Source organism: Vibrio sinus (genome assembly GCF_023634645.1).
GTDB classification, from domain to species: domain Bacteria; phylum Pseudomonadota; class Gammaproteobacteria; order Enterobacterales; family Vibrionaceae; genus Vibrio; species Vibrio sinus.
The window spans coordinates 155856-179182 of the sequence record NZ_JAMKMR010000008.1 but is presented as its reverse complement, the minus strand read 5'-3'; the positions used below and the strand labels follow the sequence as shown (position 1 = coordinate 179182).

23 protein-coding genes are annotated in these 23327 nt (G+C 44.7%); 21 read left to right on the top strand and 2 right to left on the bottom strand.

Translation table 11 applies throughout. The features are described 5' to 3' along the window. Positions 1-3: 3 nt before the first annotated feature. From betA to M9194_RS10605, 20 genes are all read left to right on the top strand, one after another. Positions 4-1677, top strand: a complete 1674-nt coding sequence (gene betA / locus M9194_RS10700; protein ID WP_250612633.1) for a choline dehydrogenase — start codon at positions 4-6, stop codon at positions 1675-1677. Positions 1678-1808: 131 nt separating this feature from the next. After that, positions 1809-3020, top strand: a complete 1212-nt coding sequence (locus M9194_RS10695; RefSeq protein ID WP_250612632.1) for a BCCT family transporter — start codon at positions 1809-1811, stop codon at positions 3018-3020. A 146-nt stretch (positions 3021-3166) separates the two neighbouring features. Next, positions 3167-4228: a sensor histidine kinase gene (locus tag M9194_RS10690; protein ID WP_250612631.1), complete on the top strand. Its 1062-nt coding sequence runs from the start codon at positions 3167-3169 to the stop codon at positions 4226-4228. After that, entirely contained in the window at positions 4228-5640 is a 1413-nt protein-coding gene (locus M9194_RS10685; RefSeq protein ID WP_250612630.1) for a sigma-54-dependent transcriptional regulator, read from the top strand. The genes M9194_RS10690 and M9194_RS10685 overlap by 1 nt, the downstream gene beginning before the upstream one ends. 104 nt (positions 5641-5744) lie before the next feature. Beyond that, complete coding sequence (gene fliE, locus M9194_RS10680) at positions 5745-6056, top strand: flagellar hook-basal body complex protein FliE (protein ID WP_250612629.1); 312 nt, start codon at positions 5745-5747, stop codon at positions 6054-6056. A 15-nt stretch (positions 6057-6071) separates the two neighbouring features. Further along, positions 6072-7829: a flagellar basal-body MS-ring/collar protein FliF gene (gene fliF, locus M9194_RS10675; RefSeq protein WP_250612628.1), complete on the top strand. Its 1758-nt coding sequence runs from the start codon at positions 6072-6074 to the stop codon at positions 7827-7829. Further along, positions 7822-8883 (top strand): flagellar motor switch protein FliG, encoded by a 1062-nt coding sequence (gene fliG, locus M9194_RS10670; RefSeq protein WP_250612627.1) that lies wholly within the window; start codon positions 7822-7824, stop codon positions 8881-8883. The genes fliF and fliG overlap by 8 nt, the downstream gene beginning before the upstream one ends. Positions 8884-8948: 65 nt before the next feature. Next, entirely contained in the window at positions 8949-9749 is an 801-nt protein-coding gene (gene fliH, locus M9194_RS10665) for a flagellar assembly protein FliH (protein ID WP_250612626.1), read from the top strand. Beyond that, positions 9749-11074, top strand: coding sequence for a flagellar protein export ATPase FliI (gene fliI, locus M9194_RS10660; protein ID WP_250612625.1), 1326 nt, complete (start codon positions 9749-9751; stop codon positions 11072-11074). Before fliH ends, fliI begins: the two co-directional genes overlap by 1 nt. Positions 11075-11081: 7 nt before the next feature. Next, the gene (fliJ, locus tag M9194_RS10655; protein ID WP_250612624.1) at positions 11082-11534 is read left to right on the top strand and encodes a flagellar export protein FliJ; all 453 of its coding nucleotides are present in this window, start codon (positions 11082-11084) and stop codon (positions 11532-11534) included. A gap of 131 nt (positions 11535-11665) precedes the next feature. Continuing rightward, positions 11666-13666: a flagellar hook-length control protein FliK gene (locus M9194_RS10650; protein ID WP_250612623.1), complete on the top strand. Its 2001-nt coding sequence runs from the start codon at positions 11666-11668 to the stop codon at positions 13664-13666. A gap of 31 nt (positions 13667-13697) precedes the next feature. After that, complete coding sequence (gene fliL, locus M9194_RS10645) at positions 13698-14198, top strand: flagellar basal body-associated protein FliL (RefSeq protein ID WP_250612622.1); 501 nt, start codon at positions 13698-13700, stop codon at positions 14196-14198. A 7-nt stretch (positions 14199-14205) separates the two neighbouring features. Further along, positions 14206-15255, top strand: a complete 1050-nt coding sequence (gene fliM, locus M9194_RS10640; protein ID WP_250612621.1) for a flagellar motor switch protein FliM — start codon at positions 14206-14208, stop codon at positions 15253-15255. A gap of 12 nt (positions 15256-15267) precedes the next feature. Continuing rightward, positions 15268-15687: a flagellar motor switch protein FliN gene (fliN, locus tag M9194_RS10635; RefSeq protein WP_250612620.1), complete on the top strand. Its 420-nt coding sequence runs from the start codon at positions 15268-15270 to the stop codon at positions 15685-15687. Between the two features lie 3 nt (positions 15688-15690). Then, on the top strand, positions 15691-16092 hold the full coding sequence (gene fliO, locus M9194_RS10630; protein WP_250612619.1) for a flagellar biosynthetic protein FliO: 402 nt from the start codon (positions 15691-15693) through the stop codon (positions 16090-16092). Further along, a complete protein-coding gene (gene fliP, locus M9194_RS10625) occupies positions 16079-16921 on the top strand; it encodes a flagellar type III secretion system pore protein FliP (RefSeq protein WP_250612618.1) in 843 nt (280 codons plus the stop codon). Before fliO ends, fliP begins: the two co-directional genes overlap by 14 nt. 12 nt (positions 16922-16933) lie before the next feature. Beyond that, positions 16934-17203 (top strand): flagellar biosynthesis protein FliQ, encoded by a 270-nt coding sequence (fliQ, locus tag M9194_RS10620; protein WP_250612617.1) that lies wholly within the window; start codon positions 16934-16936, stop codon positions 17201-17203. A gap of 9 nt (positions 17204-17212) precedes the next feature. Further along, a complete protein-coding gene (gene fliR / locus M9194_RS10615; RefSeq protein ID WP_250612616.1) occupies positions 17213-18001 on the top strand; it encodes a flagellar biosynthetic protein FliR in 789 nt (262 codons plus the stop codon). Between the two features lie 24 nt (positions 18002-18025). Further along, positions 18026-19156, top strand: coding sequence for a flagellar biosynthesis protein FlhB (gene flhB / locus M9194_RS10610; RefSeq protein ID WP_250612615.1), 1131 nt, complete (start codon positions 18026-18028; stop codon positions 19154-19156). A gap of 703 nt (positions 19157-19859) precedes the next feature. Beyond that, positions 19860-20480 (top strand): DUF4303 domain-containing protein, encoded by a 621-nt coding sequence (locus M9194_RS10605; RefSeq protein WP_250612614.1) that lies wholly within the window; start codon positions 19860-19862, stop codon positions 20478-20480. Positions 20481-20650: 170 nt separating this feature from the next. Here the strand turns inward: M9194_RS10605 and M9194_RS10600 are convergent, their stop codons facing one another. Both M9194_RS10600 and M9194_RS10595 read right to left on the bottom strand, forming a co-directional pair. Beyond that, entirely contained in the window at positions 20651-21994 is a 1344-nt protein-coding gene (locus M9194_RS10600; protein WP_250612613.1) for a hypothetical protein, read from the bottom strand. Between the two features lie 302 nt (positions 21995-22296). Next, positions 22297-22767 carry a GNAT family N-acetyltransferase gene (locus M9194_RS10595; RefSeq protein WP_250612612.1) on the bottom strand — a complete coding sequence of 157 codons (471 nt, stop codon included), beginning with the start codon at positions 22765-22767 and terminating at the stop codon, positions 22297-22299. Positions 22768-22898: 131 nt separating this feature from the next. Here M9194_RS10595 and M9194_RS10590 point away from each other — a divergent pair, with 131 nt between their 5' ends. After that, positions 22899-23303 carry a hypothetical protein gene (locus M9194_RS10590; protein WP_250612611.1) on the top strand — a complete coding sequence of 135 codons (405 nt, stop codon included), beginning with the start codon at positions 22899-22901 and terminating at the stop codon, positions 23301-23303. Positions 23304-23327: the final 24 nt, after the last annotated feature.

Below are 23327 nucleotides of genomic sequence, written 5' to 3'. Positions count from 1 at the left end.
ATCATGACGCCTGATTATATTATCGTTGGTGCGGGCTCTGCTGGGTGTGTCTTAGCCAATCGCTTAACTGCTAACCCAGAGAATAAAGTGGTGCTGTTAGAAACGGGCGGTAGCGATAAAAGCATATTTATCCAAATGCCTACCGCACTCTCTATTCCTATGAACAGCAGCAAATACGCTTGGCAGTTTCACTCCGAGCCTGAGCCTTATCTCAATCATCGCCGCATGCATTGCCCAAGAGGAAAAGTTTTGGGTGGTTCATCGTCGATTAACGGCATGGTCTATGTAAGAGGTCATGCAAAGGATTTTGATGAATGGGAGCAGCACGGTGCGAAAGGTTGGGGATATGCCCATTGCTTACCGTATTTTAAAAAGGCCGAAACTTGGTTTCATGGTGGTGACGACTATCGCGGAAGTGAGGGGCCTTTGAAGGTCAATAATGGCAACCAAATGAAGAACCCTCTTTACCAGACTTTTATCGATGCTGGTGAACAGGCGGGATACTTTAAAACCGAAGATTATAATGGTCGTCGCCAAGAGGGATTTGGCGCTATGCATATGACGGTCCATCAAGGACGTCGTTGGTCGACCGCAAATGCCTATCTAAAACCTATTAAGAGTCGCCCAAATCTTACGATTATTACGCATGCTTTGGTTCATAAAGTATTGCTAGAAGACAAGAAAGCAGTCGGTATCGTATATGAAAAAGAGGGTGAAAAGCATACATTGAACTGCGCTCGAGAAGTGATCCTTAGCGCGGGCTCCATTGGTTCGCCACATTTGTTACAGTTATCAGGAATTGGGCATCCAGAAGTACTAAAAAAGGCGGGAATCCCGATTGAACATGAGTTACCTGGTGTTGGGGAAAACTTACAAGATCATCTTGAATTTTACTTCCAGTACAAATGCAAACAGAAGATCACCCTCAATGGAAAGCTCGACCCTTGGAATAAGTTTAAAATTGGTCTGAATTGGGCACTATTTAAAAAAGGTCTGGGGGCTACTAACCATTTCGAATCTTGTGGCTTTATTCGCTCCAAAGCAGGAGTAGAGTGGCCTGATCTACAATATCACTTTTTGCCCGCCGCTATGCGTTATGATGGACGCAGTGCTTTCGACGGTCACGGTTTCCAAGTTCATATTGGTCACAATAAACCGAAAAGTCGTGGATTTGTCCATGTTGTGAGTTCTGATCCTCATCAAGCACCTAAAATTCAATTCAACTATTTGCAGCACCAAGATGATATTGAAGGTTTTAGGCAATGCGTCCGCTTAACTCGTGAAATTATTGAACAAAAAGCGTTTGATGAATACCGCGGAGATGAAATCCAACCGGGCGAACAAGTACGAACTGACGAGCAAATAGATGCTTTTGTCCGCGAAACGGTAGAGAGTGCTTATCACCCAAGTTGTTCATGCAAGATGGGAACCGACGAGATGTCAGTGGTGGACCCTGAAACTCGGGTACATGGGATCGCGAATTTACGAGTGGTTGATTCATCTATTTTCCCAACGATTACTAACGGAAACCTCAATGCCCCCACCATTATGCTGGCAGAAAAAGCCGCAGATATGATCTTGAATCAACCCCCTTTACCCCCGTTACATAATGTGGAAGTGTCCACGTCAACTGTCTGGTCAGAGAGCCAGCGATCTACTTTAGTAGCCGAGAGTTAATCTCGGCTTTATTTTTGCCTCTGGAACTAGTCTAGAGGCTTTTATTACAAGGTTTACTGATTTCCAGATAAGCGATCTGAAATTCATTAAGCTTTGTTCCGATTTAAGTTCGGTTACAAGGAGAAATAACCATGAACTTATGGCTGAGTCTTGGTCTTATTTTCACGTTTACTGCTATTGTGTTTATTCTGCTGCGTTGGGGAAATCTCACCTGTATCGGTGTTACGCCAGCGAGGACCTTCACTTTTATCACCATACTCTTCACCTCTGGGCTGGATGTCGGCCTGATTATGTTTCCACTGACCGAGTTTGGTAGCTACGCAAACCTTGTCTCGCACCCTGAATATGGCTTTACCAACCCGTTAGCGATTGAATTTGGATTTTGGGGTTTTTTGATCTGGGGTTTTTATTTTTTGACTTGCTTTTATTTTTGTATCATTGAGCCGAAGGTAAAGTTTTTCGAGATACCCATCATCAAGTGGATAAACAATGTCGTTATCATAGGCACTTGTGCGTTTACGGCTTATTTGCTGCTAGCCAATCTCCCTTGGTATATGCCAGAGATTGGTGATGGCAAAACCATCATCCCGACCTTCTATCTGATTGTATTTATCGCTATCGCAATCTCTGTCTACTCCAGTACCAGCCTGCGTTACGTCAAATACCTTAGTTTAGGCTCCACTTGGTTATTTATCGCGTTGATTGCATTTATGTGGATCAGCGCTTTCGGCCATCAAGGGGGAACGGAAGAGTTTTTCCAGACGCTGTCACTAATAGGCGGCTATTTTACCCACATTAACCATTTTATCTTGCCAATGAACGATAACCATGCCTTTTATCTACTTTGGTGGTTTTCATGGAGCTTGATGATTGGTCAATTTACGTCACGGTTTGTTGGCGGGCTAAAAACGTGGCAACTATTTATCGCCATGTTGGTATTCCCATCTATTCCAATCGCTGTTTGGTTTGCCATTTTGTACTATTACCACCTGCATGATCTCAACGCGACGGGTATCTACAATATCGCTATGATTACAGTAGGTATCTTGTTTGTTATCAACTCTTTGGATTCTCTGGTTCGCCTTTATACCGACAACTTAAACATTACGATTACGCGCTTAGGTAAGGTGCCTTATGTCTTGTTTAACATAGTCTCACTGTCACTTCTGACTTTACTGTTTAAGCTGAACTTTTTGCAAATTCAGTGGGTTGGGGCGCTTGTCATTGGGTTATTTTTTGCCTGCTTTATTTATATTTTGCGTTTTAAAAGGCGTGAAGTCATGCGGATACAGTCGTCACCCAAAGAGAATACCCTCGATTACAGTAAGATTGAGCTGGCTTAAATGTTGGACTTCGCGTTCCGATACAAACGTCAAAAATCTAGGGTCAAAATTTTGTCTGTCCATTAACATCATGAAATAAATGGATAAATACTGTGGCCTGCTTTTTGCAGCTCCGGTGTTTATCTATTCATTGACGAAATGATGACATGGAATTAGCACAGACAACGGAAAGTCAGTCTCACCTTGGTTCTTTGCAAGAACAAGTCGAGCGCTACAAGCAGGTGTTAGATGTAATGCCTGCCGGTGTCATTTTATTGGATACGCAAGGGATTGTGCGCGAAGTAAACCCAGAAGCGGAGCGCATTCTTGAAGTCCCATTGATGGGCGAAAAGTGGCTGACGGTGATTCAATGTGCTTTCGCCCCACGCGAAGATGATGGCCATGAGATTTCTCTGCGCAATGGCAGGAAAGTTCGCTTAGCGATTTCTGCATCTGTAACGGGTCAGCTGATACTGGTTACCGACTTAACCGAAACTCGATTGCTTCAATCCCGAGTCAGTGATTTACAACGCCTTTCTTCATTAGGAAGAATGGTCGCGTCTTTAGCGCATCAAGTTCGTACGCCGCTTTCGAGTGCCTTGCTTTACGCATCCAACCTTACCGCTGCCAATTTACCAAACGCGACCAAACAACGTTTTCAGGGTAAATTGGTCGATCGGTTGAAAGATTTAGAAAAGCAAGTCAATGACATGCTGCTATTCGCCAAAGGTGGCGATAACAAAGTGGTACAGCACTTCTGCTTAAAAGAGCTGGTCAATGAGTTTACCCCTATGGTCGAAACGGCATTGAAAAGTAATGCGATCGACTTTGCGTTAGAAGTTGAACAAGAAGACACCACTTTGCTAGGCAATCCTAATGCCATCGCATCGGCGTTGAGCAATCTAGTCTTAAACGCTATCCAAATCGCGGGAAAACAGTCGCAAATTGACGTCTTTTTCCGCCCTGTGAATAGCGAACTCAAAATTTCTGTCCAGGACAATGGCCCTGGCGTAGCCAAACACTTACAAAGCAAAATCTTAGAACCATTTTTTACCACGCGCTCTCAAGGTACTGGTCTTGGTCTAGCGGTGGTTCAGATGGTTTGTCGAGCCCACGATGGTCGGTTAGAACTCGTATCAGAGCAAGGTGAAGGTGCGTGTTTCACCATGTGTTTACCTCTTAACCGAGAGAAACCAAGCAACAACCATCCGAACATTGGAGAAGAATAATGGCCCAAAGCAAAGTATTGATCGTTGAAGATGACGAAGGTTTACGTGAAGCCCTTGTGGATACCCTTGCTCTGGCAGGTTATGAGTGGTTGGAAGCCGATTGTGCCGAAGATGCGATTGTGAAGTTAAAGACCAACAGCGTGGATATCGTTGTGTCAGATGTACAAATGGCAGGGATGGGCGGATTAGCGTTGCTGCGTAATATTAAGCAGCATTGGCCAAATCTACCGGTTTTATTGATGACTGCGTACGCCAACATTGAAGATGCGGTGTCGGCAATGAAAGAAGGAGCCATCGACTATATGGCTAAACCCTTTGCGCCAGAAGTGTTGCTCAATATGGTAAGCCGATACGCCCCAGTAAAATCAGAGGATAACGGCGATGCGGTGGTGGCTGATGACAAGAGCATTAAGTTGCTCGCATTAGCAGACAAAGTCGCGAAAACCGATGCTAACGTGATGGTATTAGGGCCAAGTGGCTCGGGTAAAGAAGTCATGTCTCGTTATATCCACAATGCTTCTAATCGAAAAGACGGGCCTTTCGTGGCGATTAACTGCGCCGCTATCCCAGACAATATGTTGGAAGCGACGCTATTTGGATATGAAAAGGGGGCCTTTACGGGGGCCGTACAAGCATGCCCTGGTAAATTTGAACAGGCGCAAGGTGGCACGATTCTTCTCGATGAAATCAGTGAAATGGACCTTAACCTACAAGCTAAGCTACTGCGGGTCTTACAAGAAAGGGAAGTAGAACGGCTGGGCAGTCGCAAGAGCATTAAGTTAGATGTTCGTGTGTTAGCGACCAGCAACCGGGACCTGAAACAATATGTTCAAGAAGGCAATTTCCGTGAAGATTTATATTACCGCCTAAATGTTTTCCCAATTGCTTGGCCAGCCCTGTGTGACAGAAAAAATGACATTGAACCCTTGTCCTTGCACCTCGTTGAGCGAAATTGCAAAAAACTGGGCATGCCAGTGCCAAAAGTTAGTGCACAAGCGGTTGAAAAGTTAAAGAGTTACCAATGGCCCGGCAATGTACGTGAGCTTGATAACGTGGTGCAGCGAGCCCTTATTTTAAGTGACAACAATACCATCATGGGTGAGCATATTTTGCTGGAAGGGGTAGATTGGCAAGATGCTAGCAGTTTACAGCATGTTGTCCAAACAGGTGATGCCGTTGTTCCTAACGTTGCTCCAGTTGCTGCCGAGGCAATAGCGAGCGTAGAAAATTCTCCAAGTTCGTATTGCTTAGGCGGTGAGCTTAGAGACCAAGAATTTGCCATTATTCTCGAGACCTTAACCGAGTGTGGCGGCAGACGGAAAGATATGGCGGAGCGGTTAGGCATTAGCCCCAGAACGCTGCGCTATAAGCTCGCCAGAATGCGCGATGCAGGTATAGACATTCCAGGTTAGCTCTGGCCTAGCCAGTTGTTAGTAGGGAATATTTGCATGGCATATTACTTGCTTTATTAGGAATAAATGGACGAAATGTCAGAGAGTTGACAGCAGGAGCAGATATGAATGTTGGAGAGATTCAAGGCGATATGCAGACGATGATGTTGGAAGCGGCCAACACCAAGCCTGCTGCAACTGGCCATACTGTCAGCTCAGACTTTGGTGATATGCTCAGCAAAGCGATTCAAACCGTGAACGGCTTACAAAAAACCTCTGGTGATCTTCAAACTCGTTTTGATCGCGGTGATGAGAACGTTTCCCTGTCAGACGTCATGATCGCTCGTAATAAGTCCAGTGTGGCTTTTGAAGCGACCATTCAGGTGCGTAATAAGCTTGTCGAAGCTTATAAAGAGCTGATGAACATGCCAGTGTAAATTTAGGGATGAATTGTGGCGGACGATAATCATTCAACCGATCTTGCTGTATCGGATATGGGTTCAGACAGTGGTGCATTGATGGCGGATGCGGGTGCCGATATGGATACCTCGACGCAGAACCCTGATGCAGGTGAAAAGAGCTCTTCCAAGTTTGATATGGCAGTGGGCGATTTAGACTTACTTCGACAAGTGGTTTTAGTCTTATCCATATCTATCTGTGTTGCACTTATTGTCATGTTGTTTTTCTGGGTCAGAGAACCAGACATGCGTCCACTGGGCACTTATGAAACCGAGGAGTTGATTAAAGTTCTCGATTATCTTGACCAGCAAAAAACGGACTACAAGTTAGAAGGGAACACCATCTTAGTCCCCGCTTCGGAATATGGCAGCATGAAGCTGGATATGGTGAGAGCGGGTCTGAATCAAGGCTCGCAAGCTGGTGATGATATTTTGATGCAGGACATGGGTTTTGGTGTGTCACAGCGGCTTGAGTTGGAAAGGTTGAAGTTAAGCCGAGAACGCCAGCTATCAAAAGCCATTGAACAGCTTAGTCAAGTCAATAAGGCGCGAGTGTTACTCGCACTTCCCAAGCAAAGCGTTTTTGTCAGGCACAACCAAGAAGCGTCCGCCTCCGTATTTCTAACGCTTAGAACAGGAGCCAGTTTAGATCAGGAAGAAATAGACTCGGTAGTGGATATGGTCGCCAGCGCCGTCCCCGGAATGAAACCGACTCGCGTTACCGTAACTGATCAATATGGCCGGTTGTTAAGTTCTGGTTCACAAGATGCAGCGTCCACTGCTCGTAGAAAAGAGCAAGAGATTGAGCGCAAGCAGGAGCAGCAGCTACTAGAAAAAATTGATTCGGTACTTATTCCTATCCTAGGCCTTGGCAATTACACCGCCCAAGTTGATGTTCAGCTCGACTTTAGCACCATAGAACAAACCCAAAAACGATTTGATCCTAATACCCCTTCAACACGCAGTGAATATACGCTGGAGGACTATAATAATAGTAATGTGGTTGCGGGTGTTCCGGGAGCATTGAGTAACCAACCTCCGGCTGATGCGTCAATCCCTCAGGATGTCGCACAAATGAAAGACGGTTCTATGCTCGGTCAAGGTTCGTCACATAAAGAAGCGACGCGAAATTTTGAGTTGGACACCACGATTAGCCACGAGCGTAAGCAAACAGGTGTGGTGACAAGGCAAACAGTCGCGGTAGCGATTAAAGATAAAGCGGTCGTCAACCCCGAAACAGGAGAAACCACCTATACGCCAATACCGGAGAGCCAGCTTAACGCGATTCGTCAGGTATTGATTGGCGCTGTAGGCTTTGACGCGAAGCGTGGTGATTTGCTCAATGTGCTAAGTATGCAATTTGCCAAGCCTGAAATTGAAACTCTGGCTGACGTACCGGTTTGGGAGCATCCATCATTTAACGACTGGATACGCTGGGGAGCAAGTGCGCTGGTCATTATTGTTGTGATTTTAGTGCTAGTGCGCCCAGCGTTGAAGAAACTGCTCAACCCAGCGGCTCAAGAAGAGGAAGATTCCATGTATGGGCCGGATGGTATGCCAATTGGCAGTGATGGAGAAACCAGCTTAATTGGTGGTGATATTGATACCAGCGAACTATTTGAATTTGGCTCTGGTATTGATTTACCGAACTTGAACAAAGATGAAGATGTGCTGAAAGCGGTACGGGCGTTGGTGGCTAACGAGCCTGAACTATCGGCACAAGTTGTGAAGAATTGGATGGAAGATGCCTGATGATATTGTCCCTCAACAAGAGGGTGGTGACATTGCTGAGCAAGGTGCTGAGGTCGATATTTCCGATATTCCCGGAGAAGAGCGCGCCGCAATATTATTGCTTAGTTTAAACGAAGAAGATGCTGCTGGAATTGTACGCCACTTAGAGCCGAAACAGGTTCAGCGAGTGGGTAGTGCCATGGCACGAGCTGCGGATTTAAGCCAAGACAAGGTGAGTGCGGTTCACCGTGCGTTTCTTGAAGATATCCAGAAATACACCAACATTGGTATGGGCAGTGAAGACTTCATGCGTAACACCTTGGTGGCTGCATTAGGTGAAGATAAGGCGAATAATTTAGTTGACCAGATATTGTTGGGCACAGGCTCAAAAGGTCTGGATTCGCTGAAATGGATGGACCCACGCCAAGTTGCCAATATCATCATTAATGAGCACCCTCAGATCCAAACCATAGTACTTTCCTACCTTGAAGCCGATCAGTCAGCTGAAATACTCACTCAGTTTGCAGAGCGTGACAGGCTGGACTTAATGATGCGTATCGCCAATTTAGAAGAAGTACAGCCTTCGGCTTTGGCTGAGTTAAACGAAATCATGGAGAAACAGTTTGCCGGTCAAGCTGGTTCACAGGCAGCAAAAATTGGTGGTTTGAAAGCCGCAGCCGAAATTATGAACTACATGGACAACAGCATGGAAGGTGTGCTGATGGACCAAATTCGAGATCAAGACGAGGACTTGGCCACGTCTATCGAAGATCTGATGTTTGTGTTTGAGAACCTCATCGAGGTGGACGATCAAGGCATTCAAAAACTCTTGCGCGATGTACCTCAAGATGTGTTGCAACGTGCGCTTAAAGGTGCCGATGAAGATTTGCGAGAGAAAATATTCAAGAATATGTCCAAACGTGCGGCAGAGCTTATGCGTGATGACTTAGAAGCTATGCCACCAGTGAAAGTTTCGGACGTTGAAGCCGCTCAAAAAGAAGTGCTGGCCATTGCACGACGTATGGCTGACGCGGGAGAAATTATGTTGTCTGGCGGCGCAGACGAATTCTTGTAAGCGATAAATGTTTAGCGGTGTGGAGATGATAAAGCCACGGGTTTGCATGAGAATTGGGGAATAGGATGTCAGGGAAGAGGAAACGCGGCTACTTACGCTTAAATGAAGATGACGCGGTGAAAGAAGCAACGGTTTGGGGTCTGCCTGATTATGGCGCAGAGGAAGCCAAAATTGCCAAAGATACGGCAATGAATTATGACCCCGGGTGGGTGCCCAATTTCGAAACTGAAGCACCTGAAGAGCCTAAAGAACTCACCGAAGAAGACATTGAGGCAATCAAGCAAAATGCATTTCAAGAGGGGTTGCATCAAGGACAAGAAGCTGGCTTTAAACAAGGCTACGATAAGGGCAAAGAAAAAGGTCTCGAAGAAGGGCAAAAGGAAGGTTTTGAAATTGGTCATAAAGAAGGACTGGATGCTTCACAAGAGCTAATTCAACAGCAAGTGCAAAACTTCGTCTCCATTGCCAATCAGTTTGCGCAACCTCTAGAGCTGATGAATGCGCAAGTTGAAAAACAGCTTGTCGACATGGTACTGACGTTAACTCGTGAAGTCGTCCATGTAGAAGTTCAAACTAACCCCCAGATCATATTAGATACCGTGAAACAGTCGGTTGAGTCACTACCCATTACGGGCCACCAAATCACCATTAAGCTGCACCCCCAGGACGTAGAGATTGTGGAGCAAGCTTTTCCTCAGGACCAGCTCGAACTCCGCAACTGGACGCTACTTTCAGACCCAGCTTTGAATGTCGGCGATGTACAAATCGAAGCGGGTGAGTCGAGTGTTAACTATCAAATGGAAGAAAGAATTCGCACCGTCTTGAGCAATTTCTGTGGCACTAATCGCCATCAAGGGGACAGCTGATGCTGGCGTTAGCGGATAGACTCGGTCAATACAAAATCCAAGGATTGAAAGGGCGGCCTGTTGCCTCAGGAAAGCTGGTGAGAGTGGTGGGGTTGACGCTTGAAGCTACGGGGTGCAGAGCACCTATTGGCAGCCTTTGTTTAGTTGAGACTATGTCCGGTGAAATGGAAGCTGAGGTGGTTGGCTTTTCAGGCGATAATTTGTTTCTTATGCCGAGTGAGCAAATTACTGGTGTACTTCCTGGCGCAAAAGTTACTCCATTAACAACGGAAGCTGGCTTACCTGTGGGTATGGAGTTACTCGGAAGGGTCATTGATGGGGTCGGTAATCCACTTGATGATCTCGGTCCTATTTACACCGATCATCACGCTACCTTCAACTCTGAGCCGATTAACCCATTAATGCGAAAACCCATCTCTGAGCCCTTGGATGTGGGTTTAAAAGCGATGAATGGATTACTGAGTGTCGGTAAAGGCCAACGTATAGGTTTGTTTGCAGGGTCTGGAGTGGGTAAGTCCGTTACGTTAGGCATGATGACTCGTGGTACAACCGCGCAAGTAGTGGTGGTTGGATTAGTGGGTGAGCGTGGCCGAGAGGTAAAAGAGTTCATCGAGGAAATTTTAGGTGTTGATGGTCGCCAGCGCTCTGTGGTGGTTGCCGCTCCAGCAGACTCCTCTCCGCTTATGAGATTGAAAGGATGCCAAACCGCATTAACGATAGCGGAATACTTCCGTGATCAGGGCTTGGATGTTTTATTGCTAATGGATTCATTAACCAGATTTGCCCAAGCACAACGTGAAATCGCCTTGTCTGTTGGCGAGCCTCCAGCAACCAAAGGTTATCCACCTTCCGTGTTTGCTAAGTTACCCGCATTGGTTGAGCGAGCAGGCAATGGTGGAGAAGGCAAAGGCTCGATTACGGCATTTTTCACCGTATTAACCGAAGGTGACGATCTGCAAGACCCTATCGCAGATGCCGCAAGAGCGATACTTGATGGTCACGTAGTGCTATCGAGAGAGCTTGCCGATGCGGGCCATTATCCCGCAATTGATGTAGAGAAGTCCGTCAGTCGGGTGATGCCTCAAATTGTATCTGAAGAGCATATGTTGATGTCTAAGGCAGTAAGACAAGTCTTGTCGATATGCCGTAAGAATCAGGATTTGGTGTCTATTGGTGCGTATAAACTAGGCACGGACCCAGCTATCGATAGCGCATTCACCCTCAAACCCAAAATCGACCAATATTTGCAGCAGCATATGCAAGAAAGTGTTCCCTATGATATGTGCGTAAACATGTTGAAAAGCATCTTACAGCCAGAAGAGTAGCTAACTTATGGAAAATACGCTCGAATTTTTGCTAGGTCAGGCGCAAGAATGTGAAAAAGACGCCGTGCTTTCACTGAGCAAAGCACGCAATGAGCTGGAAGATTACTATGTGCAATTGTCTCAAATTGAACAGTACCGATTAGATTATTGCGCCCAGTTAGTACAGAGAGGAATGGATGGACTCACCGCAAGTCAATATTCCCACCTTAATCGCTTTTTGACTCAGTTAGATGAAACACTGAAGAAGCAGAAAGAAGCAGAAGAGCATTTTAAAAACCAAGTCGACAACTGCGAATCTCATTGGTTGGAGATGCGAAAACAGCGCCGCTCATATCAATGGTTAATAGAAAAAAGGCAGAAAGAAAAGAGCCAACAAATTGAACGGCAAGAGCAGAAACAACTGGACGAATTTTCCACCATTATGTACGCCAGGCGCACCATTCAGGCATCTAAACGATAATTCAAACTAGTGCATACCTTAAATATGGTTCACTTTTTGCATTGATTCGGCTAACGGTCGTTGAAATCTGTAGTTGGAGCATAGAGACAGTAAAGGCGGCGAACTTCACTATTTGAATGAGTGTTATCAGTATGAACGTTAACTTAACCACTGCTACCGATAGTCCGAAAGCCAGCAAAGTCATTGGAGAGGTTGGGGAAATCTCAGCAGAGTCCACCGAGGTTGGGGAAGCTGAAGAAGGCTTTTTCTCCAAACTAGCCGCATTCATCCTTGGTGAGAGCAAATCCAATAAGGTCTCGCCAGAATCTGAAGTTGATGCAAGTGATCAAATTGCCGCTACTACAGGAGAGGATTCGGTTGATGCGTTGCTAAAAAGCGAACTGCTCTCAGATGAGGGAGTATCGGACGTCGAAGTGGATGATGTCAATACGGAAACCTTGTCAGATTCACTACTTAGTAAAGTCCAGAGTGACGATGCATCCGAAGAGCCACTTGCTTCATTATCCAAAGGCACAGAATTTTACTCCTCTCAGGTGATGAATGATGGTGATGAAATACTGGCAAAACTAAATGATGCGACAGAGTCTCTTAAAACGAAAAACGGCAATAACTTGCCTATGGAAGATATCCAGCCTCACGCGACGATGCAGGATAAAAATCAGGGAACGTCTGCCCAGCTGGTGGTTCAGGCTGAAGAAGACTCATCACCTAAACCACCGTTAACCACGCAAATCGCCGATGCAGAAACAGTGGAACAAAACTCCCAGTCTTTGTCTAATCAAGGTGCAAAGGCAACTGATGTTGCCAGTGGAATTGATCAAGCTACTGCGCAAAAAAGTGATACGGTTCCAGAACATATTGCTTGGCGCTCTATGCAAGAATCTAGTACAGATGCACAAACTAAAGACAATCTTCATGTTATCAAGGCAGTCACTGAGCTGGACGAACAAAGCGGAAAAAACAAACCATCAACACAGGCAAGTGATATTGCCGTATCAGAAAACATGGTTTCTAATTTCGCTCCGCAGGCTACTTTGCAGGCAGGTGTGACCTCATTAACTGATGAACTCGTAGATGAACACGCGCTTATCGCCGCAAAACAACAGCAAGTATTAAATAGTGCCAAAGCAGAACAGGCGTCAAGGTTAAGTAAAGACATGCTGAACATGTCTCAGCCTATTGTTACTCAATCGGAAATGAAGCCAGAAGCGGCCAAACAAGTCTCTCCAGAGATGTTTGCACCTGTGCAAGGGCAACCCACAACGCTGAAATCGGATTTTTTGCCCGACGCTATGCTGAATAATGTCCAGCATCATTCGAAAGCTCAGCAAGTTCATTTGGCGCAATCCGTGCAACAAGCGCTAAATGCACAGCCTATGGCACACATGAACTTAGACAAAGCCATCACGCCAGCAATCCCCCATAATGCAGAAATAAACCCGACACAGCTACAGCATTTAGCGGCATTAGCTGCGACGCCTGCCGCTGTTAATGTCGCTCATCAGCAAATGGGTAGTCAAGCGGCGTTGAGAACGGCGTTGTCTGCGAAATCGGGAGACAACTTGCTTGATGGGCAAATGGTTCGAGACGGCAAAGACTCATCGGGCCTTGCTAATCAAATAGCGGGTGCTAGCGGCCAACAAGGTGGTGGAGGTGTTAATAGCTTGCGTGCTGATTCAAGCCAAGCTGTGAACAGCCCCCTTCAGCTGACACGTGACAATGTGAGCGATCAGATGGCAGAAAAAGTCCATATGATGATGTCGAAGAATTTAAAGAATATCGACATTCGCTTGGACCCACCCGAGCTAGGTCGACTGCAAATACGGCTGCACATGAATGGTGAGGGAGCGGGTGTACACTTTACCGTTGCCAACCATCAAGCCCGTGATGCTATTGAACAATCTTTACCTAGGCTACGGGAGATGTTGTCTCAACAAGGCGTTCAACTTGGTGATACGTCGGTTCAACAGCAAAGTGCTGGTCAGCAGCAACGCTATACGGCGTCTAGTGAGGGAGGTTTCTCTCAGGGAATCGAAGGCAATGGTGGCGCTGAAGATGAAAATCTTGAAGCAGGCGTCAATCTTGATCTGAATGTAACCTCAAAACGTGATGGAATCAGTTATTACGCTTAAACTATGAAAAAACCAAAAGATAGAGATGGTTATGGCGGACGAAGAAAATGAAGCAGCGGAAGCTGGTGGTGGAAAAAGTAAACTCATTCTAATTATTGTGGTTGTGGTGGTGCTAATAGCGGGAGGTGCGGGTGCCTTCTTTATGTTGGGATCGTCAGACGAATCACCGGAAGCGGCAGAAGCGGAGCAAGAGAAAGCTGCGGTACCTGTTAACCCGGTTGCTTATGTGAACATACCTCAGCCTTTTTTATTCAACGTTACCGGGGATAAAAGAGATCGGTTGGTGCAAATTAAGGTTCAACTTATGGTTCGGGGTATTGAGAACGAAGATTTAGCCAGATATCACTCTCCGTTGATTGAAAGTTCGCTGCTCGGTACTTTTGCTTCCGCGACCGTAGAGCAGCTAAGAACCGCGACCGGACGTGTCGAGCTTAGAGATAAAGCGACGGAAGATATTAAAGCGAGTTTGAACCGGGCTGTCGGTAAGCCGGTGATTGAAAGAGTATTATTTACCGACTTTGTCATTCAATAGGTGATTCGTGACTGATTTATTAAGCCAAGACGAAATTGATGCTCTGCTTCATGGAGTCGATGATGTTGAGGACGGCGAAGAAGAAACTGAGGTAGTCAATGACGATGCCACTAATTTTGACTTCTCCTCGCAAGACAGAATCGTCCGTGGTCGCATGCCGACCCTGGAGCTTATCAATGAACGTTTTGCACGGCACCTACGAATTAGCTTGTTTAACATGCTTCGTAAGCAAGCTGAGGTGTCCATCAATGGCGTACAAATGATGAAATTTGGTGAATACCAAAACACCCTGTATGTCCCAACCAGTCTTAACATGGTGAGATTTAGGCCGTTAAAAGGCACCGCGCTAATTACCATGGAAGCCAGGCTGGTGTTTATTTTGGTGGAGAACTTTTTTGGTGGCGACGGCCGGTTTCATGCCCGGATTGAAGGGCGAGAATTCACGCCCACTGAACGAAGAATTGTTCAGTTATTGCTTAAAATCGTATTTGAGGACTACAAAGAAGCATGGTCACCCGTCATGGGGGTTGAGTTTGAGTACTTAGATTCAGAAGTTAACCCAAGTATGGCCAATATTGTTAGCCCGACTGAAGTGATAGTAGTGAGTTCATTTCACATTGAAGTGGATGGTGGCGGCGGGGACTTCCACGTTGTCATGCCATATTCCATGGTCGAGCCTATTCGTGAATTATTGGATGCGGGTGTGCAATCGGACAAGATGGAAACCGATGTTCGTTGGAGCTCGGCGTTACGTGAAGAAATCATGGATGTTCCCGTCGATTTTCGAGTTAACTTGCTTGAACATGACATGTCACTACGAGATTTGATGGAGTTGCAATCAGGAGACGTTATTCCCGTTGCTATGCCAGAGCATGCGACCATGTTTGTAGAAGAATTACCGACGTTTAGAGTAAAAATGGGGCGTTCAGGCGAGAACCTAGCGGTTCAAGTGTCAGAAAAAATCAAACGTCCTGATGTTGTAAAAACCGACATTGCCTTCCTAGGCAAAGACATCATGTCTGAGTTCGAGGAAGATCAAGGTGATGACGAAGAATAAAAGGTGTAAGGAATGGAACCGACCGATGAAAATGATGATCAAAAGCTAGCGGACGAATGGGCTGCGGCTTTAGGGGAAGACCCAGATGCACCTGAAGTGGACGTTGATGAAGTATTAGCTGCACCTTTAGATGAGCTTAAAGATACCGCGTCGCCAATTTCAGAAGATGAGCGGCAAAAGCTCGATACCATACTCGATATCCCAGTAACGATTTCGATGGAAGTGGGGCGTTCGCAGATCAGCATTAGGAACCTATTGCAGCTCAACCAAGGCTCAGTGGTAGAGCTAGAGCGCGTCGCTGGTGAATCGTTAGATGTTCTCGTCAACGGTACATTGATTGCTCACGGCGAAGTGGTTGTGGTAAATGATAAATTCGGGATACGCTTAACCGATGTGATTAGCCAAACTGAACGTATTAAAAAGCTTAGGTAAACCATGAAGTATTCTTTATCGGGGCTGTTGTTTGTCCCGGCTCTTGCCCAAGCCTCAGAAGCAGCCACTGAGACAACAGGTAAACAACTCGATTTAGCGACCACATTAGGGTCGCTTTTGTTCGTTATCGTTTTCATACTAGTGTTAGCTTGGCTGCTTAAGCGTATGAAAGTACCGAATTTAGTCAACCAAAAAGGATTATGCGTAGTTCGTCAACTTCCGGTGGGGGCGAAAGAGCGTATTATGATTATTCAGGCTGGAGATGAGCAATATCTTGTTGGTGTCACGACCCAATCTATTCAGCTCATATCTAAATTGGACAAGCCACTTACTCAGGAGGAGTTGGAGAGTAGCTCGTTTTCTACTCAGTTTTCCCAGCTATTTAAAAAGAATGATCAAACCTAGCCATGCCTTAAGTTTTATCGTATTTTTGACGCTGTGCCTTTTCTCCATCGTGAGCTTCGCCGCTGACGACCTAGCCAATCAAACATCCACAACCGTTGCCATGCAAAGTGACACTGGCGCAAGCAAAACAGTAGCATCGGGATCTTCGTTTGGAGCTGGGATCCCAGCACTGACGCTCACCACTAACCCGGATGGTAGCGAAGAATATTCCATCAACCTGCAAATACTTGCCTTGATGACCATGCTGGGCTTTTTGCCGGCTTTGGTCATTCTCATGACCTCATTTACACGTATTGTAATCGTCATGTCGATTTTGCGACAGGCGATGGGCTTACAACAAACTCCTTCAAACCAAGTGATTGTTGGTATTGCCCTGTTTCTCACCTTTTTCATCATGTCGCCTGTGTTTAGCAAAATCAACGAGCGGGCAATCCAGCCTTATATTCAAGAAAAAATTTCGGCCAAAGCTGCTTTTGATCAGGCTCAGCAGCCGATGAAAGCCTTCATGCTCAAGCAAACACGCTTGAAGGATTTAGAAACGTTTGTGAATATTTCTGGCTCTAAGGCGAAAGATCCATCAGAGGTGTCCTTGGCGGTGCTGATTCCCGCGTTTATTACCTCAGAGCTAAAAACGGCTTTCCAAATTGGCTTTATGCTGTTCTTACCGTTTCTCATCATTGATTTAGTAGTAGCATCCGTTCTGATGGCTATGGGTATGATGATGCTGTCACCCATGATTGTTTCATTGCCGTTTAAGTTAATGCTGTTTGTGTTAGTGGATGGATGGAACTTGATTCTATCTACCCTTGCAGGCAGTTTTGCGTTGTAGTGAGGAGGGCTCATGACACCAGAAATGTTTGTTGAGTTATTCCGAGAAGCCTTGTGGATAGTGCTCATTATGGTGTGCGCCATTATTATCCCAAGCTTGCTGGTGGGTTTGATTGTCGCTGTTTTTCAAGCGGCCACCTCAATCAACGAACAAACATTGAGCTTTTTGCCCCGTCTTGTCGTCACTTTATTGGCGCTTATGTTGTTTGGCCACTGGATGACGCGAATGTTGATGGAGTTCTTTTTTTCTTTGGTTGAGCGACTGCCTCAGGTGTTGTACTAAGGGTAGTCTATGGAATATCCAACATCGGTAATACTCGATTGGATCGCTAACTATTTTTGGCCCTACACCAGAATCGCTGCGATGTTGATGGTGATGTCGGTAACCGGTGCTCGCTTTGTTTCCAATCGGATTCGGTTGTATTTGGGATTGGCGATTACTTTTGCCGTTATGCCGGCAATCCCAGCTGTTCCACAACACCTTGAGCTGTTGTCGTTCAATGGTTTTCTAGTTCTGCTTGAACAGATCATTATTGGTGTGGCGATGGGTACGGTGACCCAATTTATTATCCAAACCTTTGTCATACTTGGTCAAATTCTCGGTATGCAGTCGAGTTTGGGCTTTGCTTCCATGGTCGACCCAGCCAATGGGCAAAACACGCCCTTGTTAGGTCAACTGTTTATGTTCTTAGCCACAATGTTTTTTTTATCTACCGATGGGCATTTAAAAATGCTGCACTTGGTCGTGATGAGCTTTAAAACGTTACCGATTGGTTCCGGAGCGCTCAATGCCATTGATTTTCGCGAACTTGCTCTGTGGTTAGGTATTATGTTTAAAGTGGCGTTGAGTATGTCACTATCGGGCATTATTGCCCTGCTGACTATCAATTTGTCATTTGGTGTTATGACCCGAGCCGCTCCACAATTGAATATCTTCTCCCTAGGTTTTGCGTTTGCATTGTTGGTCGGGATCTTGCTTTGTTGGTATATCGTGGCTGGCTTATATAGCCAGTATGATACTTTCTGGAATCAAGGGCAGGAGCAGGTATGCCGATTTATTCGTATCAACTGTGTACCTTAAGTGCTAAGTGGATGGTGAGTGCTAATGGCTGAATCCGATGGTCAAGAGCGCACCGAAGCTGCGACCCCCCGACGGCTTCAACAAGCAAAAGAAAAGGGGCAAGTCGCACGCTCTAAAGAGTTAGCTTCGGTATCGGTATTGGTCGCTGGTGCCGTTGCGCTGATGTGGTTTGGCACTATGCTAGCCAAGGCACTTTATAGCGTGATGGGTCGGCTTTTTAGTTTGAGTCGTGAGGAGATATTTGATTCAAGTAAGCTCTTCGACATCATTGGCGGCTCGCTTGGGCATCTTGTTTTACCTCTAATATTGATTTTGGTTATGCTGTTTATCGCCGCGACTTTAGGCAATGCGGCTGTTGGTGGGATCAGCTTTTCCGCTGAAGCTGCTAGGCCTAAATGGTCTAAAATGAACCCACTGAGCGGATTAAAACGAATGTTTGGTTTGCAAAGCTGGGTTGAGCTGGTTAAGTCTATTCTCAAGGTCACCTTAGTGGCGGGTATGGCGTTTTACCTTATCAATTCTGCGACCGCTGACTTGTTTCAATTGAGCTTCGACGTTTTTCCGCAAAATATTTTTCATGCGCTTGATATATTGCTCGACTTTATTTTGCTCATCAGCTGCTCGCTACTTATTGTCGTAGCCATCGATATCCCGTTTCAAATTTGGCAACATGCGAATCAGCTAAAAATGACTAAGCAAGAAGTGAAAGACGAATACAAAGATACTGAAGGTAAACCAGAAGTCAAAGGCCGAATTCGTATGTTGCAAAGGGAAGCGGCTCAACGTCGTATGATGGCCGAAGTGCCACAAGCCGATGTGATCGTCACCAACCCAGAGCACTTCTCGGTGGCCTTGCGCTACAACCAAAGTACTGATAAAGCCCCTGTCGTCATCGCAAAAGGCATCGATCATATGGCACTGAAAATTCGTGAAGTGGCACGTGAGCATGATATCTATGTGATCCCAGCTCCGGCTCTGGCGCGGGCTCTATACCATACCACCGAGCTAGAGCAAGAAATTCCCGACGGCCTTTTTACCGCAGTTGCGCAAATACTGGCTTATGTATTCCAGCTCAAACAGTACAGAAAACAAGGGGGTAAGCGACCAATTCTAAAACAAGAAAACATCCCGATTCCGGCGAATTATCGCTACTAGAATTTGATGTTGGTTATTAGAATCCCTTAATTAAGTGTCCTGAAGTAGTTGCGTCAGATATGCTCGATAACGAGCTGACTGGAGTATCTATTGCTCAAATGCCGCTATATTATTTCCTTAAACTGATGTATTTCGCTGAGTGGCAATGCGCGAGTACCATTAAGAATGCCCACAGACGTTCCACTCCAAATATACTATACCCAAATAGGTGTTGATTCTGAGCTAGTATCATATACCCCCCTCCCAAATTTATGGTTATAAGTGCATACAAAATCACTGTCCAATTTGGATATGAATGAAGTATGCGACCCGCTTTTAGGGTCACATACGTAGTAATCAGTGATGCTGGAAAAAATATATGGAAAGGAATATGGGTCATTTTTTGTCTCTTGACTTAGCCTTATCAACAACATCTTAAAGCGCAGGAAAATCAGCAAGTGGCTCGAATGTAAGTGACTTCTTGGGCATTTGCGTGGTTTTACGCATGATGCACAATCGGAGTGAGCATCTCTATTCTTTAGTGTTCAGTTGCTTACCGGGTGCGCTGATGAATGATTACAGTCACTAGCGCGTGTTGATGGGGTGTGCTCGAGTTAGAGTTCAGGCTACTTTAGAAACTGAACAAAGTTAAAGGCGATAGAAAAGAGATCACTGGTGTATCAAAAGAATAGGCAAAAATCTGTCAGGAAAAGGTCGAAGAAGAATGAAAATAAACGACATGCAATCTAAATTGGCTGATGTCTTATATCAAGAATGCTTGTTGCATGTAGAAAAATTAAAAATTGATTTAAAGGAATATACCGTTTTTTCGTATACTTTTTATTGCTCCTCTGGTTGCGAAGATATTGGAGCTGCGGCCTGTACTCGTGAGTACTTAGATAGACATGGAAAAGAGAAATACGCTCCACCTCTGTGGTTTTCTGAAGTGAATGCTTGTGAGTGGGACTACATCAACAAACACTATAATCTATTTGGAAAATCTGGTGAGTATGTGGAAAAAATACATTATCTAATTGATAATGAACCAGAAGATGGAGAAGAAGAAATCGAAGAAGTAGATTTAGATGAATTTACCGTTGAGGAACTTTCTCAGTTTACATACGACTTTTTTAGTGCAGTAATGATTAAAGTACAAGAAAGGTTGCTTCAAGACGGTATCCTGTCAGCGGCACCATTTGAAGAATCGTTACTCTTGGGAATTCAATTTAGTGACCCTAGCGAAGAAGCGGAAAGGGCTGTTAAGCGCGCATCTAAACAACTGAATAATGAGAAGTGGCATAGAAAAATAGTATCCAACTATAATGCTGTCTACACACATCTTTAGCCTATGATCTACATAAATGTGTGATTCATGAAATTAAAATGAAAGGGACAGCGGCTTTAAGCGAGAACACCTCTATGTTGGGGCAAACTGACTTTGCCCCAACTTATTGTAGCCACTTGGGCTAAATCAAACCATTTGTGGTGTGTGTCTGAGTAGGTGAAGCCACTATTTTAGTACTCAAAATCTTGTGGTTTGGTTCCGAGTTTACGGTGATACCATCTTTTAATCTGATTGTGGTTATACCAGTGCCTGTCCTTACGATCTGGTGCCCGAATAACTAAATTATCGTCGGCAAAGACCATTTTATTTAGTACCGTACACCGGTGTTTTCCGCTAAAAGCACGATAGATTTCATGATCGGTTACGTGATCAGGGTTTGGTCGATTGACAGGGTCATTGTATGTTGCTTTTCGGCCTTTGCTGCCAGACAAGTAGGCGTAGATAAAGTCATCATGATTCTTGATATATTGGTTCTTCATTAACACTGCTGGAGCATGCTTGACTCTGAGGCCTGACGTTTCGTGAATATCTTCTAAACGTGCTTGCTTGCGTACACTACCACTTCTTTTTCCCCACACACTAATGCCATTGTCACTGATGATCTTGCCCATAAAATCTTCTCTTTCAGGATGCAGCATTACTCGACGTTGGTTATATTTTTCTTTCTTTTGTAACCATGACGCTTCTTTTTCAATTGCTTTTCTTGATTGAAAGCCGTACTTTTCGGGGTATATCCTATAGTTGTCGTGTTTAGTACCGAACACGACCATCCTTTCATGTTCACCATGTGGCCTTATGGTAATACTGGTGATTCGTCTTTGCTCAAGCCAATTATACATCGTTATGTCTGGGATTAAGATATCTCGTCCTTTGTAATCCTTGATGTCGAATACTTGCATGTTCCAACGTATTTTGTTGCCAAAGACGGCAAGTGGGTGACTACCCAACTGAAAGTTTTGACCATTCCGAAATACATTATTGTTGTATACTCTTACCGCTGGCACCGTATACAACTCGGCATTGAACCGATATTTCCATTTCACGTTGCAGTTAAACTTATGATCAGATCTCAGTCTCGCATCTTGCTCAGTTCGTGCAGTTGAATCTTTTACCCATTTGAGTGCTTGATGTAGATGTTCTCCGCGTAATACGCCGTAGTTGTTAACGATATTGCGGCTTTCTCTATTTATTTGGTAAAAGAATAACTGTTCTAGTTTGTGCCGTAGGTCTGAATGCTCTTTAGGGATTAACTTTGATATTCCTTCGTACACAAGCTGGGTAGCTAGATCATATTTGCTCTGTCGTAAATGGTATTTAGAGTGCAGGGTAGTGGCTGAAGTATCTGTAATTCGCGTTTTACTGTAGAATAAAAATTCATCTTCTCTATGACTAGTGAACCAACTTGAGTTGGCCATATGTTTTGCTCTAATTTCTACATTTCCATGAAACCTACCACACATTGTGGCTAATGTTTCAATAGTGAAATCATCATTCTTATAATAGGTGAACTTCATACATAGGTAACCTAAGATTAGTGAATTTATGACGTTGAATTATTGTTTAACTGAAGTAAATATTATTGATCAGTTGATTAATAATGGCCAATTTCTTCTAATTTTAAGTAATTGAAATATAAGCTATTCCTTGTTTTTTTGAATATATTCCTACATTTTCCAGTATATGAACCCACTTAAAAGAAATTAAAAGGACATACATCGCAAACATAGAGCCAACCATTTGTCGTGCATGTCTAAGTTGATGCTAGTCGCCGTGCTCTAAAACAAGAAAATACTCCTATCCTGGAGAGCTATCGGTACTAATTATTTTTAATAATAAGCTGTTTTTCCCAGTGCAGGATATTTTCATTCTTCGTGGACAGATCACTGAAACCACAGGAATGATATAGATTTTGGGCCGCGGTATTCTTTTCGTTTACTTCTAAAGTGATTTTTCCATAATCATGTTCACGGCAAAAGTTCTCGATATGTTCTAAGAGATATTGGCCCAATTTCTGATTGCGACAATGCAGAGTGATCATGAAGTCGTGGATATTGAGTACTTTCTTTCCGGTATAGGTAGAAAATGATTCATAGCAGATAGCGAACCCGGCTGGTCTGTTATCTGAATAACAAACAAAGCCGTGGAAATAGGGTAAAGCAAGTAGTTGTTCGACCATTAACTCTATTGCAGCATCGCTGAGTTTAGAGTTGTACTCTTGAAAAAGAGTACGAAAATGTGTGCATTGCGCTGGATTTTCAATGTGTATCTTGAGTACTTTCTTTGTCATAACTTCTCTCTTAGTCAAGGTTTGTCGGGCATTTGAAATACTATTGCTAACAAATCATTAAGCCTACCCAAAACGATTTGTGCTTTACTACAATTGAACAAGAATACACATTGTGCGGGTGAAAGAGTGAAATGGCTAACCGTAATATTCACGGCAATTGGACAATGAGTTTTGAAGATCGGCTGTTACAATCCAAAGTGGATGGAGCCTTCAATATAGAAGGGAACCTAGCTTGGCTGGAAGAGGTAAAATCTTTGGTTGGCTCTTCGAAAGGAGGAAATACCAAGCCTTGGGTTGCATTTGTTGATGGTAGAGGCTGGGACATGAGTCCCGATGACGCCACTGAGTCAACAAACGAAATGATTAATTGGATGGCAGACAATAATTGTGCCTTATTAGCCATCCTTCACAGTAACAGAGTTCAACGATATGCGGCAAAACAAAGAACGAGCGGTCAGGGTATCATCCAGTTTTTCTTTGATTACGACGAAGCTTATCAAGCCAGCATCGATAAGCTTCAGGAACTTCAAAACTAGTAATGGCCGTTTTAGCTCTGACAC